This is a genomic window from Marinobacter orientalis, from assembly GCF_004792665.1.
Classification (GTDB): domain Bacteria; phylum Pseudomonadota; class Gammaproteobacteria; order Pseudomonadales; family Oleiphilaceae; genus Marinobacter; species Marinobacter orientalis.
Map to the genome: position 1 here is coordinate 170,618 of NZ_SRZX01000006.1, position 15,939 is coordinate 186,556.

Annotated in this window: 15 protein-coding genes; 6 read left to right on the forward strand and 9 right to left on the reverse strand. The window is 57.8% G+C overall.

Annotation, left to right across the window (positions count from 1 at the left end; genetic code table 11):
• Nucleotides 1-43 precede the first annotated feature (43 nt).
• The 8 genes from DIT72_RS15565 to hpaH all read right to left on the reverse strand — a co-directional run bounded on the left by DIT72_RS15565 (nucleotide 44) and on the right by hpaH (nucleotide 8,180).
• On the reverse strand, nucleotides 44-1,246 hold the full coding sequence (locus tag DIT72_RS15565; protein WP_135956166.1) for a multidrug effflux MFS transporter: 1,203 nt from the start codon (nucleotides 1,244-1,246) through the stop codon (nucleotides 44-46).
• Between the two features lie 13 nt (nucleotides 1,247-1,259).
• Nucleotides 1,260-2,690: an aldehyde dehydrogenase family protein gene (locus DIT72_RS15570; RefSeq protein ID WP_135956167.1), complete on the reverse strand. Its 1,431-nt coding sequence runs from the start codon at nucleotides 2,688-2,690 to the stop codon at nucleotides 1,260-1,262.
• A 139-nt stretch (nucleotides 2,691-2,829) separates the two neighbouring features.
• The gene (hpaR, locus tag DIT72_RS15575) at nucleotides 2,830-3,252 is read right to left on the reverse strand and encodes a homoprotocatechuate degradation operon regulator HpaR (RefSeq protein WP_135956168.1); all 423 of its coding nucleotides are present in this window, start codon (nucleotides 3,250-3,252) and stop codon (nucleotides 2,830-2,832) included.
• Nucleotides 3,253-3,504: 252 nt separating this feature from the next.
• The gene (hpaE, locus tag DIT72_RS15580) at nucleotides 3,505-5,040 is read right to left on the reverse strand and encodes a 5-carboxymethyl-2-hydroxymuconate semialdehyde dehydrogenase (RefSeq protein WP_135956169.1); all 1,536 of its coding nucleotides are present in this window, start codon (nucleotides 5,038-5,040) and stop codon (nucleotides 3,505-3,507) included.
• Nucleotides 5,041-5,058: 18 nt separating this feature from the next.
• The gene (locus DIT72_RS15585; RefSeq protein WP_135956170.1) at nucleotides 5,059-5,841 is read right to left on the reverse strand and encodes a fumarylacetoacetate hydrolase family protein; all 783 of its coding nucleotides are present in this window, start codon (nucleotides 5,839-5,841) and stop codon (nucleotides 5,059-5,061) included.
• 3 nt (nucleotides 5,842-5,844) lie between these two features.
• Nucleotides 5,845-6,513: a fumarylacetoacetate hydrolase family protein gene (locus tag DIT72_RS15590; protein ID WP_135956171.1), complete on the reverse strand. Its 669-nt coding sequence runs from the start codon at nucleotides 6,511-6,513 to the stop codon at nucleotides 5,845-5,847.
• 32 nt (nucleotides 6,514-6,545) lie between these two features.
• Nucleotides 6,546-7,352 (reverse strand): 4-hydroxy-2-oxoheptanedioate aldolase, encoded by an 807-nt coding sequence (gene hpaI, locus DIT72_RS15595; RefSeq protein ID WP_135956172.1) that lies wholly within the window; start codon nucleotides 7,350-7,352, stop codon nucleotides 6,546-6,548.
• Between the two features lie 24 nt (nucleotides 7,353-7,376).
• Nucleotides 7,377-8,180 carry a 2-oxo-hept-4-ene-1,7-dioate hydratase gene (hpaH, locus tag DIT72_RS15600; RefSeq protein WP_135956173.1) on the reverse strand — a complete coding sequence of 268 codons (804 nt, stop codon included), beginning with the start codon at nucleotides 8,178-8,180 and terminating at the stop codon, nucleotides 7,377-7,379.
• Between the two features lie 315 nt (nucleotides 8,181-8,495).
• Between hpaH and DIT72_RS15605 the strand changes: the two genes are divergently transcribed.
• From DIT72_RS15605 to DIT72_RS15625, 5 genes are all read left to right on the forward strand, one after another.
• Complete coding sequence (locus DIT72_RS15605) at nucleotides 8,496-8,882, forward strand: 5-carboxymethyl-2-hydroxymuconate Delta-isomerase (protein ID WP_135956174.1); 387 nt, start codon at nucleotides 8,496-8,498, stop codon at nucleotides 8,880-8,882.
• A gap of 123 nt (nucleotides 8,883-9,005) precedes the next feature.
• Nucleotides 9,006-10,043 (forward strand): TRAP transporter substrate-binding protein, encoded by a 1,038-nt coding sequence (locus DIT72_RS15610; protein ID WP_135956175.1) that lies wholly within the window; start codon nucleotides 9,006-9,008, stop codon nucleotides 10,041-10,043.
• A gap of 4 nt (nucleotides 10,044-10,047) precedes the next feature.
• Entirely contained in the window at nucleotides 10,048-10,563 is a 516-nt protein-coding gene (locus DIT72_RS15615) for a TRAP transporter small permease (RefSeq protein WP_135956176.1), read from the forward strand.
• A 23-nt stretch (nucleotides 10,564-10,586) separates the two neighbouring features.
• Nucleotides 10,587-11,915 carry a TRAP transporter large permease gene (locus DIT72_RS15620; RefSeq protein ID WP_135956177.1) on the forward strand — a complete coding sequence of 443 codons (1,329 nt, stop codon included), beginning with the start codon at nucleotides 10,587-10,589 and terminating at the stop codon, nucleotides 11,913-11,915.
• A gap of 44 nt (nucleotides 11,916-11,959) precedes the next feature.
• Nucleotides 11,960-12,451, forward strand: a complete 492-nt coding sequence (locus DIT72_RS15625; RefSeq protein WP_135956178.1) for a universal stress protein — start codon at nucleotides 11,960-11,962, stop codon at nucleotides 12,449-12,451.
• Between the two features lie 95 nt (nucleotides 12,452-12,546).
• Here the strand turns inward: DIT72_RS15625 and DIT72_RS15630 are convergent, their stop codons facing one another.
• A complete protein-coding gene (locus tag DIT72_RS15630; RefSeq protein WP_135956179.1) occupies nucleotides 12,547-15,141 on the reverse strand; it encodes a bifunctional aconitate hydratase 2/2-methylisocitrate dehydratase in 2,595 nt (864 codons plus the stop codon).
• Between the two features lie 194 nt (nucleotides 15,142-15,335).
• Between DIT72_RS15630 and miaE the strand changes: the two genes are divergently transcribed.
• A complete protein-coding gene (gene miaE, locus DIT72_RS15635) occupies nucleotides 15,336-15,938 on the forward strand; it encodes a tRNA-(ms[2]io[6]A)-hydroxylase (RefSeq protein ID WP_135956209.1) in 603 nt (200 codons plus the stop codon).
• Nucleotide 15,939 lies beyond the last annotated feature (1 nt).

The window sequence follows — 15,939 nt, forward strand, 5'->3', positions numbered from 1 at the left end:
TGTTGATATTGATTGACCGCCAGATTCCCCGTCTTTATCCCCCTCAAGCTTCCGCGACCGGGCTGCGCTGGCGACTTGTCGCGTAATAATGGGCACCGAGAGCGGCCACAGGTGCCAGAAAGATGCAAACGGCAATGGGTAGTACGCCTTCGCCGAGCAGCAGCGGCATCATCTGGGCAATCAAGGCGCCGGCCAACAGCTGGATGAATCCCATCAGCCCGGAGGCAGTGCCCGCGGATGTTGGCGAACAGCTGATCGCCGCGGACTGGGCATTGGGTTGGCTGAATCCGCGTCCGAAAGTTACCAATGCCATTGGAAGAAACAGCGTGGCATAGCTCAGCGTACTACCGAGCGTGAAGCCGAGCAGTGCCAGTGCGCCGGTCAGCGAGAGCACATTACCTAACAACAGCGCCCGGTCGATGCTCGCGTGCCTGGCCAGTCGCGTCGACAGGAAACTGCCTGCCATAAAGGCCAGCGAAACTGACAGGAACCAGGTCCCGAACACCGCGGAGTTACCGCCGAGGCCGTCGACGATATAGGGTGCGGTGCCAACGAACATATAGAATGCCGCGGCGATGCAGGTGGTGGAGAGTGCATAGCCAATATATCCCCTTGAGTTGAAGACACCGGCGTAACGCTGGATGACCGGCCCCAGCCGCAGGCTGTCGCTCCTGACACGGCAGGTTTCCGGCAATTGCAGGGTGGCGACAAGCAGCGCGACGCCGCCCGTGCCCAGGGAAACATAGAAAATGGCATTCCAACCCGCCCAGACGTTCAGAAAGCCGCCGACCGTCGGCGCGATTGTCTGGGCAGTGGCAATTGCCAGAACGACATAACCCATGCGGGCAGAGGCTCCCTCGCGACCATAGATGTCGATGATGATCGTGCGAGCCATTACCATAGCGGCACTGCCACCAAGTGCTTGCAGTACGCGGCCGGCGATCAGGAGGGTTACATCGGGGGCAAGTGCCGCCAGCAGACTCCCGAGGGTGTGGAGAACCAGCCCCGCGAGCACGATTGGGCGACGGCCGAAGTGGTCGGCCAGCGGGCCGGACAATAACTGGCCGAATGCCAGCGTGAACAGATAAGCGGTAAAGGTGAGCTGAATCACGCCCACATCGGTCTGCAGCGCCCGCGCCGCGTCAGGCATCGCTGGCACGAACAGGTTCAGCGCCAAAGGACTCGCCATGGCAATCAGCGCCATCAGGGCAACAGATGGTGTGCGTACCGGGTTATCGGCAATCATTTTCGACGCTGTCTCAATATGGGTCGCGGATGACCAGCAGGCGCAGTTCGGTCATGTCTTCAATGGCGTAGCGCACCCCCTCACGGCCAAGACCGCTGTCCTTGACGCCGCCATAAGGCATGTGATCCACGCGCCAGGAAGGCACGTCACCGATAACAACACCACCTACCTCAAGTTTGTCCCAGGCTTTCTGGATCTTGTAGATATCCCGGGTAAAAATGCCAGCCTGCAGACCGAAATCGGAATCGTTGACCTCGTCCAGAGCCGCATCGAAATCGCGAAAGCTGGACAGAATTGCCACCGGACCGAACGCTTCCTGGCAGTTCACATTGGTGTCCACAGGCACATTTTCCAGCAGGGTTGCCTGTAGCATAGCGCCGTCACGCTCGCCGCCAGCCAGCACCACCGCACCGGCTTCTGTAGCCTCGTGCACCCACTTATGCAGGCGGATGGCTTCCTTCTCCGAGATCATCGGACCGATAAAAGTGCTTTCGTCCTTGGGGTCACCACTTTTCAGCGCTTTTACGGCTGCTGTCAGCTTTTCGCGCACTTCATCGTAGTGGCTCTCATGCACGATAATGCGCTGAACGCTGATGCAGCTCTGGCCGGATTGGTAATAGGCACCAAAAACGATACGGGCAACAGCGTCTTCAATATCGCTGCCCTCATCGACGATACAGGCGGCATTACCGCCCAGCTCCAGCACGACAGGTTTCTTGCCGGCACGCGCTTTGAGAGCCCAGCCTACATCCGGAGAACCGGTGAAACTGAGAAGCTTGAGCCGGTCGTCGGTAGTGAACAGGTCGGCTCCATCCCGGCGGCAGGGCAGGATTGAAAAAGCCCCTTTGGGCAGATTGGTTTCGGCCAGGACTTCACCGATGATCAGTGCGCCGATCGGGGTCAGGCTGGCGGGTTTCAAAACAAAAGGGCAGCCCGCTGCCAGCGCCGGCGCCACCTTGTGCGCTGCCAGGTTCAGCGGGAAGTTGAACGGCGAAATAAACGAACAGGGACCAATGGGTACCCGCTTCCACATACCGGTGTAGCCTTCGGCGCGCGGGTTGATGTCCATGGGCACTACTTCGCCGCCGATTCGCACAGTTTCCTCGGCGGCAATGCGGAAAGTATCGATCAGCCGGGTGACCTCGCCACGGGCGTCCCTGATCGGCTTGCCTGCTTCTATGCACAGTGCCTCGGCCAGTTCCTCGGAGCGTTCCTCGAAGCGCTTGACACAATGGTAAAGAATCGCCTGGCGCCTGTACGCCGGCAGCTTGCGCATCGGCTCGGCCGCGGCGGCGGCAGCGGCGATTGCCTGGTCGATGGCCTTGGCGTCGGCCAGCGCCACGTGAGTCGCCACTTCACCGGTATACTTGTCGTGAACCGCCAGATCCCGGTTTGCTGACACGGGGGTGTTGGCGAGGAAGTACGGGTAACTTTCTTGCAGCATTATGGATAATCTCCACCTGAAGAGGGCAGACGGGCCCGGCTGACTCATTTACTTAACATATTAAATAATAATTTAGTTAATATGTTATCTAATGTCAACGTCTTCAGGTCTGAAAATCTTTGTCCGGGGGAAGGGCCCTTCAGGGCTTCACTTCACAGAACTTGATCAGCAACTCCTCCAGCTTTTCCATGTCCTCGTGCGAGAAACGCTCGGTCATTTCCTGGTAGCGTGCCTCAAGGCGAGGACTCATACTCTCGAACATTTCCTTGGCCTTGTCGGTCAGGCTGATCAGAGTTCGGCGCTGGTCCTCCGTTGACTTGCGGCGTTTGATGTAACCCAGCTGTTCAAGCCGGTTGATGATTCCCGTGAGACTCGGGCTGAGAATGCAGCACAGCTCCGCGAGTTGCTTCGATTCCAGTTCCTCGAATTCATTAAGCGCGCGGATGACACGCCACTGCGGTTCGGTAAGGGGGATTTCCTGGAGCAGGGGGCGGAAAAAGCCCATGGCAGCCTCGCGGGCCTTGAGTAGCCGGAGGGGAAGTGAGTCATCAAACTTGCGCATGAGAAAGGTTACCTTAATCGTCCGGTCTCTGGAAATTCGGCCAGTTGTTGCCAGAATGGGTAATAGACTATTTTATTAGTACGTTAAGGAATGTCTATCAGTAACAGCCGGACCAGACTTTTTGCTGCCGGGTCCTTTGCTGCCTGATTCCCGGACCATTCGGTACGATTGGCTTCGCTCAGCAGGCGAATGTGGCAAAAGTCTTACCGGACCGGAGCCCCGTGCATCGAAACGGGGCCGGTTGGTCTCGCTTCAGCCTTTGCCAAGCTGCGGCACCTGATGAGTGCCGTGCGCGATGCAGACGTTCTTGGTTTCCATGTAGAAGTCGAAGCTCCAGTCGCCGCCATCACGGCCGATGCCGGACATCTTGATGCCCCCGAACGGAGACGGCAGGTTGCGGTTGTTCTCGGAGTTCACCCAAAGCATGCCAGCCTCGACATGTCGGGCCATGCGCATGGCCCGACCGGCGTTTTCGGTCCAGATGTACCCGGACAGACCGTATTCCGTATCGTTGGCGATCGCGATAGCTTCTTCTTCGGTATCAAAGGTGATACTGGTCAGTACCGGTCCAAAAATCTCTTCCTGCGCGATGCGCATCCCGCTGTTTGCTTCGGTGAACAGAGTCGGCTCCAGATAGTTGCCCGCCGGATCCAGATCGCCGTTCGCGTCGGTGATGCGCTTGCCACCCACGGCGATGTTGGCGCCATCCTCTTTAGCGATGTCGAAATAGCTCAGGACCTTGTCGTAGTGACCTTTGTGTACCAGTGGGCCGACTTCGGTGTCCGGGTCCAGTGGGTGACCGACCCTCAGCTTGCGAACCCGCTGCTCCAGTGCGGCCATGAACCTGTCACGAATACCACTCTGGATCAGCAGACGGCTGGAAGAGGTACAGCGCTGGCCGTTGAGGCTGTAGATCATGAACACAACTGCGTCCAGCGCCCGATCGAAGTGGGCGTCGTCAAACACGATGACCGGGTTCTTCCCGCCCAGTTCGAAATGCATGCGCTTGAGGGTGTCAGCACCCTGGCGCATGACGTGTGAGCCAGTGGCGGACTCGCCCACCAGCGCCACAGCTTTGATCGCGGGATGTTCTGTCATGCGCTTGCCAGTGCTCTCGCCGAAGCCATTGACCATGTTCCATACTCCTTTGGGCAGGATTTCATCGGCAATCTCGGCCAGGATATGGGCACTTAGCGGGGTCAGTTCGGCAGGCTTGTGAACAACGGTACAGCCTGCCGCCAGAGCCGGAGCGATTTTCCATGTGGACAGCATGAACGGCGTATTCCAGGGCGTGATGATGCCCACGGGTCCAATCGGGTTGCGAATAGTGAAGTTGGTGTGTTCCTGCTGCTGCAGTGAGAGGCCGTCCTGGGCTTCCGGTGCCTTGTCAGCGAAGAAGCGGAAGTTGGCGGCGCCGCGCTCGGCGGCCTTTTTCATGAAGCGGATCGCCTGACCGCAGTCCATGGACTCAACCAGCGCGATTTCGTCGGCGCGCTCGATCAGGCGGTCGGCGAATTTGTTCAGCAGTCGTTTGCGCTCGGCTCCCGGGGTGGCAGCCCAGGCTTCAAAGGCCTCCCCGGCAGCCTTGCAGGCGGCATCCATATCGTCGGTGGAACCGGCCATGACCCTGCCAATGGAAGTGTTGTCGGTCGGCGTGATGTTGTCGTATTCTGTGCCGCCGTTACCCATCGTGAACTCACCGTTGATGTAGTGGCCGGTGGTGTTGTTCCTGAAGCGTTCCAGGTAGCGCTGGGCACGTTCCAGGTTGGTCGCTTTTGTATCGCTCATGTTGGTTCTCCTGAAGGCTCAGTATTTATCGCCGTAGTATTCTTTTTCGGAGACAATGCGCGTCTCCAGTGAGCAGATGTTTTCGATGGTGCAGACCACCGTGTCGCCAGGCTGCATATCGACCATACCGTGCGGGGTGCCGGTGGCAATCATGTCACCCGGGTTCAGGGTCATGATCTTGCTCAGGTATTCCACCAGAAAGGGAATGTCGAAGATCATGTCACTGGTGGAGCCGTCCTGGGTGATCTTGCCATTGACCTCCGTGGTCAGGCGCAGGTTGCTGACGTCTGGCACGTCCTCCCGGTCGACGATCCACGGCCCCATTGGTAACAGGGAATCCCGGCTCTTTACCCGCAGATTGGGGCGATAGTAATTCTCGAGGTAATCCCGGATCGCGAAGTCGTTGCATACGGTGTAGCCGGCTACGTACTCCATCGCATCTTCACGCCTGATGTTCTTGCCGGTTTTGCCGATCACCGCTACCAGTTCGCACTCGTAATGCTGGAAGTCGATATTGTCGGGCCGGTAGCTGACCTGCTTGTGCCCGGTCAGGGTATTGGCATGCTTGATAAATACCAGAGGTTCCTTGGGAGGTTCGAACGCCAGTTCGGTGGCGTGGTCGGCGTAGTTCAGACCCAGGGCGAAGATAGTGCCGGGCTCCTTTACCGGAGGGAGCCAGGTGATATCATCCGAACCCAGTGATACTTCCAGTACCTCGCCGTCACTGGTAGTGATGCGATCGTTGGTATCGATGTCGACATCCAGTTCACGGCCGTCAAAAATGATGCGCGCGTGTCTCATGGCTCAGGCACCTCCAAGTGTGTTGGTGAGGGTGCCGACGCCCTCGATGCTTGCTTCCACTCTGTCACCCCGGGCGACCGGAACACGGTCACCGGCAAAGCCGACGGCGATAATCTCCCCCGGCTGCAGGGTCATGATCCAGGAGATGGTGCTGATCAGCTCGGCAACGCTGCGCTCCATGTCGGCCAGTGCAAATGCGCTCTTCTGTTCACCATTGACGCGGATGGTGACGGTGAGGGCATCCGGGTTGTCGATGGTGTCGGCCGGGACAATCTCCGGGCCGACAGGCGCGGAAGTGTCCAGGCATTTACCCTTGATGTCGGGCCGGAAGTAGCTTTCCTCCGGCAGCGAAAAATCGCTGACGATGGTGTAGCCACCAACATAATTCAGCGCTTCTGCCTGACTGACGCGGCATGCCTCCTGGCCAATGACCACGCCCAGACTGGCGCCAACTGCCATGGCCGGAGCGTCGCTGCCGTCGAAATCCTTGGCCCATTCCACTTCCGCGCCATCAACATTCCAGGTGTTGCGGGGCTTGTAATACAGTACCGGCTGGGTCGGTGGCTTGTTATAGGGGGGCTGGTTGAATGTGCCCTCCAGAGCAGTCAACTGGGACTTGTCGTTCAGTGCGACGCAGACCAGCTTGCTGCGAACCAGGGTGTTTGCTGTCATGATTAACCTTTTGTTGTGATGGCCGGGATCGATCAATAACCGGCCTGAGGTTTGTCCTCTTGAACCGGTGCGCCCTGCTTGAAGCGCTGCGCCAGCTTTCTGGTTTCGTTGGCCAGGATCATGGTGTCGACGCCCACACCGACGAAATTGGCACCCTGCCCGATGTAGCTTTGCGCCAGAGACGGGTCGGGGCAGAGCAGGCCGGCATATTTGCCGGCAGCACGTATCCTGTTGAGGCCCTTGTTGATGGCGTCGACCACCTCGTGGTTGCCTGCGTCACCGATGTAGCCCATGGATGCGGACAGGTCTGATGGGCCTATGAAGACCCCGTCGACACCTTCAATGGCCAGAATGTCATCGAGATTGTCCATGGCACTGGCGGTTTCCACCTGGACGATCAGACAGATCTCGTCATTGGCTTTCTTCAGATAGCCTGGTATCTGGTTCCAGCGGGCGGCGCGGGCCAGCGAGGTTCCCAGGCCGCGAACGCCGGCCGGTGGATAGCGAACTGCCTTTACCAGCTGTTTCGCTTGCTCCGCGTCCTCTACCATCGGGACCAGCAGCGTCTGCACACCAATATCCAGCAATTGCTTGATCAGTGCAGTATTGCCTTCAACACAACGTACGACCGGGGCGACGTCGTAGGGTGCCATGGCCTGAAGGTGAGACATGATGGTGCGCAGGTCGAACGGGGCATGTTCGCCGTCAATCAGCAGCCAGTCAAAACCGGCTACCGCGGCGATTTCGGCCGCGCTGTTGTCCGGCAGGCCCAGCCAGAGCCCATATTGGGTTTCTCCAGTTGCCAAACCCTGTTTGAAACGGTTTTCGGGCAGTTCCATGCTTGTTCCCCCAGTGCAATCTGATTATTCGAAGTTCAGGCTCACGCCACCCAGAGAGCCGAAATCTGCATGCACGGTATCGCCGGCCTTGACCGGGACGGGGCGGGTGAAAGAGCCGGACAGGATGACCTGGCCCGGTTCGAGACCCACATCGTGTGGCGCGAAGCGCTTGCAAACCCAGGTGATACCTTTGAGGGGGTTCCCCAGAACGCCACCGGCCAGGCCCGTTTCTTCGATCTGGCCGTTCAGGTACAGCATGCATCCGGCCCAGCGCAGGTCGATGTCCATCGGGCGAATGGGGCGGCCACCCAGCACGATGCCTGCATTGGCGGCATTGTCCGAAATGGTGTCATAGACCTTGCGCGTGTAGCCGGTGTCGGGATCAGTGCGCAGGCACCGGGCCGCGATCAGTTCGAGAGAGGGGATTACGTAATCAGTGGCGTTGATAACATCGAAAATGGTGACGGTGCTGCCGAACAGAGGCTTCTTCAGGACAAAGGCCAGTTCGACTTCTATACGAGGATCAAGGAAGTCGGATGCCTTGATGGTGGTGCAGTCCTCGAACAGCATGTCATCAAGCAGTACGCCATAGTCCGGCTCATCGATATTGGATGACATCTGCATGGCGCGAGAAGTCAGGCCTATCTTATAGCCTATCACCTTGCGGCCTTCGGCAACTTTACGGTCCACCCAGGCTTTCTGGATGCTGTAGGCATCCTCGATGGTCATATCCGGGTAGTCGAGTGTCAGGGCCGGAATCTGTTTGCGGCTGGTCTCGGCCTGATAGAGACGGTCGGCAGCCGTTTCGATCTGTTCTTTCGTCAACATGCTTGCTATGCACCTTTAATCTGTCGGGTGGATGACCGGCGATGATGGCCCGCCTCGAGCCGCAGTTGCACGGGTTCGGAGCCCGGAGGCGCTCTGTGACTCAATGATAATGCTCTCATTTTAGTTAACATATTAACTAAGTCAAGAGGCAGATTTCGGGCTTTTGAGCACCTGCCTGGCAGGCCTGTCTCATTTCAAAGAGTGTGTTGACAAAACTTAATATGTTAATTAGATTCTGGTGAGTGGTCTCTGAGCTGCAAATGCTGCCAGGGGCGTCAAGCAATAACGATGAACATATCATCCGGGACTCATCCTATGCCTCATTTCATCGTCGAGTATTCGGGTAATCTCCACGACCGTCTGGAGTTCCAGTCGCTGTTCGCACGTTTACACGAATACATTGTCTCTACCGGGGCTTTCCCCATCGGTGGTGTGCGCAGTCGGGCTATTCGTTGTGACGACTTCCGGGTCGCGGACGGCAGAGAAGACTTTGCCTTCCTCAACCTGACTCTGAAGATCGGTCATGGCCGGGACATGGTGTTGAAGAAGGAAGTCGCGGAGCGTGTGTTCGACATACTCTGCGACTGGATGAGGCCGGTCACTGATACCAGCTATTGCCAGATTTCATTCGAGATGACGGAGCTGGATCCTGTTCTCAAATTCAACAAAAACAACATTCATCCTCTGTTCTCAAATAGCTGAAGGGAATCTGACACGGGAGGGCGCTGCAAGACCCTGTAGTGGCAGCGTCAGGAAGGTTCGCGGGTCTTCCCGGGCCGCGGCAACGCAAGTAATAACTACAAAACGATCAGGAGAAAGGCCGTTATGACAAAAACAAAACTCTTTACTAAAGCCGCCATCCTTTCATTGGGGCTGGCCGTGTCCGGCAGCGCCATCGCCGCCACGACATTGCACATCGGGACCTGGCTGCCACCGACGAACCCGCAGAACGCCGTGGTCTGGCCGACGTGGGCCAAATGGGTTGAAGAGGCAACGGAAGGACGGGTCAAGGTTGAAATCCAACATGATCTGGGCCATCCGAAAACCCTGTTCACGCTGGTAGAGGACGGTGTCGTCGACGCGGGATTCAGTTACCACGGTTATGTTCCGGGCCGTTTCCAGTTGCCCCAGATCGTGGAACTGCCGGGCCTGGGTGTAGGAGCCGAAGCGGGGTCCGTGGCACTGTGGCATGTGTATAACAAATACTTCATGGACTCCGGCGAGTTTGAAGGCCTGACCCTCCTGGGCATGTTTACCCATGGTCCGGGCTATATCCATTCCATTGAGCCAATCACCTCCTTCGACCAGATAGAGGGCAAGAAGATTCGTATTGGTGGTGGCGTCCAGACCGAGCTCGGCGAGAGGATGGACGTGACTGCAGTTTCAGCGCCAGCCCCGAAAGTCTATGAAATGATGCAGCAGGGGGTGATTGATGGTGCCTTCCTCCCCATGGGTGAGCAGAAGACCCTGCGTCTCAAGGAAGTGGCGCCCAACGTCACTATGCTTCCCGGTGGCATGTACCTCGGCAGTTTCTCCATGTTCATCAATCCCTACTTCCTCGAGAAACTGGATCCCAAAGATCGCGAGGCGATCATGAGCGTATCGGGTGAAAAGCTCTCCGCCCTGGCCGGACGCGCATGGGATGATATTGATGACGAGGGCCTGAAGGCCGCGCAGGAGGCCGGCGTCAACATCATCCGCGTCGAGGAAGGGGACCAGATGGCGCAGGAGTTCCAGAAGCTGATTCAGGGCATGGACGAACAGTGGATCCAGAATGTGTCCGATCGTGCTCCGAATGCCCGACAGGCGCTTGAAGAGCTGCGCACCGTTGCCCGGGAGTATGAGTCTGAGCAGCAGGAGTAAACACATGTCTCTCGCTACATGGGTTAACAGAGATTACAGCGAGAAGGGGCCAGCCAAGTGGCTGGCCTTTCTTCTGGAGCTTGTAGCAGCGTCAGTTCTCTTCCTGCTTATGCTGATAACCTGCCTGGACGTTGGCGGTCGCTATCTCTTCAACAGTCCCGTCCCCGGGGCCACGGAGCTCACGCGACTCGGCCTTGCCCTGATGGTATTCGCGGCGATGCCGGTTATCACCTATCGCGGTGGGCATATCGTGGTGGATCTGCTGGATCATGTGCTGGGGGAAAAGGTGTTGAAGGTGCTGGGACTGGTTTCGGCCCTGATTATTTCCTCTTCGATGTACTTCCTTGCGGTACGGATCTTTGAGCTTGGCGAGAGGTCGATCCGCCGTGGTGTTGTGACGGAATTTCTCGGCTTGCCCAGTGGTTATATCGTCCAGTACATCGCCATTATGAGCTGGCTGACCGCCGCCGGCATGATAACGCTCGGCGTTTACCGCATCCTGTTCATTGCTGACAAATAACCCAATCAGTTACGGAAAATTCTATGACCGTCGTGCTGACCGGCTTTGCCGTTCTCCTTTTACTCATTGTGGTTCTGAGGGTGCCCATTGCCTTTGCCATGGGCCTGGTCGGCTTCTTTGGTTTCGCCATGCTGATGGGGCTGGATTTCACCAATTTCATGGAGTTCCGCTGGCGGGGCGTCCTGTCGATGGCATCCAACCGGGTGATCGATACGGTCCAGAGTTATAGCCTGTCGGTGATACCGTTGTTCGTGCTGATGGGTAACCTGGTGACCCGTTCGGGCCTTGCCCGGGAGCTTTACCATGTTTCCAATGCCTTTCTAGGCCATCGCAAGGGCGGATTGTCCATGGCAACGGTTGTGGCCTGTGGCGGTTTTTCGGCAATCTGTGGCTCCAGTCTGGCGACCTCCGCGACCATGGCCAAGGTGGCCATGCCGCCTATGCGCAAGTATGGCTATTCAGACGCGCTGGCAACGGCTTCCATTGCCGCTGGCGGAACCCTGGGCATTCTGATCCCGCCGAGCATTATCCTGGTCATCTACGGCCTGCTGACGGAATCGAGTATCCGCGAGCTCTTTGCTGCCGGTTTTATCCCGGGGCTACTGGGTGTCCTGCTGTATCTGGCGGCCGTTTGGTACGTCGTCAAGCGCAACCCTGATGCCGGGCCAGCCGGAGACAAGACTCCCTGGGCGGAACGCCTGGAGGCTCTCAAGAGCGTATGGGGCGTGCTTGCACTGTTTACCGTGGTGATGGGGGGCATTTATATGGGCGTATTCACCCCCACCGAAGCGGCCGGTGTCGGTGCCGGTGGCGCTTTTCTGATTACTCTCGCACGGCGCAGCCTCACCTGGTCGACTCTCTTCGAGACGCTGTCGGATACAGCGCGCACTTCGGCGATGCTGTTTGCCGTGTTGATCGGGGCACTGATTTTTTCTGACTTTATTAACCGGGCGGGGCTTCCGGACATGCTGCTGAGCCTGGTTACCTCGCTGGATGTGTCCCCCATCATGGTCATACTGGCCATTCTTGGCGTTTATCTCGTGCTTGGCATGGTGTTCGAGAGCCTGTCCATGATGCTGTTGACGGTTCCTGTGTTTTACCCGTTGGTGGAAAGCCTGGGTTTCGATCTCGTCTGGTTCGGTATCGTCGTTGTAGTGGTTACCGAAATCAGCCTGATCACACCGCCGGTGGGTATGAACGTCTTTGTGCTCAGCGCAGTACTGAGAGATGTTAAAACGGGCACCATCTTCAGGGGTGTTACCCCGTTCTGGTGTGCCGATATTGTGCGTCTGGCGCTGATTGTGTTTATTGCCCAGATTTCGCTGTTTTTGCCGGATCTGCTGTATCACTGAGTGATACAGTCTTTCCTGCCCTGGGTGGATAGAGGAGAAGAAAAATGTTCCATGACGTTGAAAGGATTTTATACGCCTCCGATCTTGAAGAAGGGTCACGTCCGGCATTCCGTGCAGCAGTCAGCCTGTGTGGTCACTATGCCGGCGCTCAGATCACTTATCTGCATGTGATTGAGTCGCTGTCGGGTACCGCGCGCAGCGTGCTGAGTAACATGATGGAAAAAGAAGAGCTTGAGGACATGCTGCACAAGGGGATTGATGCGTTGAGCGTCAAGATCCGTGCGCGGATAGAGCGCTTTTGCGAGGAAGAGCTGGAAGAACACGAAGTGTTGGGCCTGAAGAACATTGAGGCCCGCATCGAGGAAGGCACGCCCTGGCGTAAAATTCTTGCAGTCGGCGAGGAGATGAACGCCGATGTGATCGTTATGGGAACCCGCAAGCACAGCGCGCTGGGGCAGGCACTGATCGGATCTACCGCCACCAGAACGCTGACCCACTCCAAACGTCCGGTGCTGATCGTGCCGCTGGGCCACTAAATTTTTGACGATGCTCAGCCGTTCCGGCAATAACTGTATCAAGCGACGAAAAACGCCAGCCTTTAGGCTGGCGTTTTCATGGTGCTAGCTGAAACTTAAGCAACGTTCGCTTCAGAAGCCTTCTTGGTGTATTTCTCCATCTGGTCGAAGTTAAGATACTTGTAGATCTCTTTCGACATGCTGTTCAGGTCCTTGGCGTACTCCATATATTCCTCCGCGGAGGGGAGTTTGCCCAGTACTGCGCCTACTGCCGCCAGTTCCGCGGAGGTCAGGTACACGTTGGCACCATCGCCCAGGCGGTTGGGGAAGTTACGGGTGGAGGTGGACAGCACCGTGCTCTTGGCGGCAACACGTGCCTGGTTGCCCATGCACAGGGAACAGCCCGGCATCTCGGTGCGAACACCGGCGGTGCCGTAGATGTTGAAGTAACCTTCTTCCATCAACTGGGCCTGATCCATCTTGGTGGGAGGTGACATCCACAGACGGGTTTTCAGGGGCTCCTTGTTCTGTGCCAGCAGTTTACCCGCCGCACGGAAGTGACCGATGTTGGTCATGCAGGAACCGATGAATACCTCGTCCACCTTGTCGCCGGCGACTTCAGACAGGGTGCGGGCGTCGTCGGGATCGTTCGGGCAGCACACGATCGGCTCTTTGATCTCGGCCAGGTCGATTTCCACCACGTGGGCATACTCCGCGTCCTTGTCGGCACGCATCAGTTTCGGATCGGCAATCCACTCTTCCATCTGCTGGGCGCGACGCTCCAGGGTACGCGGATCGCCGTAACCTTCGGCAATCATCCAGCGCAGCATGGTGATGTTGGAGCGCAGGTACTCGGCTACGGACTCTTCAGACAGGTTGATGGTACAGCCTGCTGCAGAGCGCTCGGCAGACGCGTCAGACAGCTCGAACGCCTGCTCAACGGTCAGGTGCTCAAGGCCTTCGATTTCCAGGATGCGACCCGAGAACTCGTTGATCTTGCCCTTCTTCTCAACGGTCAGCATGCCCTGCTTGATGCCGTACAGCGGGATGGCATGTACCAGGTCACGCAGGGTAATGCCTGGTTGCATTTCGCCCTTGAAGCGAACCAGAACGGACTCCGGCATATCCAGCGGCATAACCCCGGTGGCAGCGGCAAACGCCACCAGACCGGAACCGGCCGGGAAGGAGATGCCCATGGGGAAACGGGTGTGGGAGTCACCACCGGTGCCCACGGTGTCCGGCAGCAGCATGCGGTTCAGCCAGGAGTGGATGATGCCGTCGCCGGGACGCAGGGAAACGCCGCCACGGGTACGGATAAAGTCCGGCATTGTGTGCTGCATTTCAACGTCAACCGGCTTCGGATAAGCGGCAGTGTGACAGAAGGACTGCATCACCAGATCCGCCTGGAAGCCCAGGCACGCCAGGTCTTTGAGCTCGTCGCGGGTCATCGGGCCGGTAGTGTCCTGGGAGCCGACGGTGGTCATGTGCGGCTCGCAGTAGGTGCCAGGGCGAACGCCTTTGCCTTCGTCCAGGCCGCAGGCCTTGCCGACCATCTTCTGGCCCAGGGTGAAGCCCTTGGTGCCTTCTTCCGGGTCATTGGGCAGACGGAAGATATCGGTAGCGCCCATGCCCAGTGCTGTGCGGGCCTTGTTGGTCAGGCCACGACCGATGATCAGCGGAATACGGCCACCAGCCTGGACTTCGTCCAGGATTACGTCGGATTTGAAGTCGAACTCGGAGATGGTCTCTCCGGCTTCGTTGAGGATCTTGCCTTCGTACGGGCGGATTTCGATTACGTCGCCCATGTTCATGTCGTCGACCGGTGCTTCAAAGACCAGAGCGCCGGCATCTTCCATGGTGTTGAAGAAGATCGGGGCAACCTTGTTACCAATACAGACACCGCCGGCACGCTTGTTGGGCACGCCCGGAATGTCTTCGCCGAAGAACCACAGAACGGAGTTGGTGGCGGACTTCCGTGAAGAACCGGTGCCGACAACATCACCAACGAAGGCGACCGGCAGGCCCCTGGACTTGATGTCGTCAATCTGACTCATCGGGCCGGTGACGCCGGGCTCTTCGGGCTTGAGGCCGTCGCGCTCCATTTTATAGGCAGCGCGGGCGTGCAGCGGGATGTCCGGGCGGGACCAGGCATCGGGAGCAGGGGACAGGTCGTCGGTGTTGGTTTCGCCGGTAACCTTGAACACCACCATTTTGGTGCTCTCGGGGACCTTTTTCCTGTTGGTGAACCACTCGGCATTGGCCCAGGATTCAACCACGTCCTTGGCAACGGCGTTGCCGGCGTCCATCTTTTCCTTTACGTCGTTGAATGCATCAAACATCAGCAGGGTGTGCTTGAGCTCTTCGCCGGCGAGCTCGGCCAGTTCGTTATCGTCCAGAAGGTCAACCAGAGTGGCGATGTTGTAGCCACCCTGCATCATGCCCAGCAGCTGGACAGCCTTCTTTTTGTCGATCAGCGGAGAAGAAGCTTCACCTTTGACAATGGCGGACAGGAAAGCGGCCTTGACGTAGGCGGCTTCGTCGACGCCCGGCGGGATACGATTTTCCAGAAGGTAAACCAGTGTTTCTTCTTCCCCGGCCGGGGGATTTTTCAGGAGATCGACCAGCGCAGCGGTCTGCTCGGCATTCAGAGGCTTGGGGGGAATGCCCAGAGCTTCGCGTTCTGCAACGTGTTCACGGTAGGCTTCTAACACGATATGGACCCTCATCAGTTGGAATGTCCCGCGCCGTCGGCGTCGTTGCCCGGCGGGAGTTTTATGGCGAAAAGGCGTTAAGTTGGCGCTGCATTCTATAGGAAAGCCCTTATAAAGTTAAGTTGGACAGAGGTCGGAGAGATCTGTTGATTGCGCTATACTCTGCGCCCGCAAATCACCACTGTAATGACGCCATGAACAACGCCCTGGAAGAGATTCACGATTTTCTGCCGTGCCGGACTCCACCAAGATGGATCGACAACGCCCTGGCCAACCAGGACCTGATGCTGATCGACCACGCCCATTGCGAAAAAAAGGCAGCCTCCACGGCACTGAGCCTGATGTATCGCTACGTGGACAACACTGACCTGCTCAACAGGATGTCCCGTCTGGCCCGTGAGGAACTGCGCCATTTCGAACAGGTGCTGGCCATTATGAAGAAGCGGGGCGTGCGCTATGATCACCTCACTCCGGCACGTTATGCCGCTGGCCTTCGCAAGGAGGTGAGGGCGCAGGACCCGGGCCGACTGGTGGATGTTCTGATCGTCGGAGCCATTATTGAGGCCCGCTCCTGTGAGCGCTTTGCCGCGCTCGCGCCGCACCTTGATGGCAGACTGGCGGATTTCTACAACGGGCTTCTGAAATCGGAGGCACGTCACTACCGGGACTATCTGGTTCTGGCGGCGCAGGCCGCCGGTGGCCCGGTGGACGATCGTGTAACGGATTTTCTGGAAATTGAAAAGCAGTTGATCGAGTCGCCGGACACCGAGTTCCGCTTTCACAGCGGGCCGGTCTGAT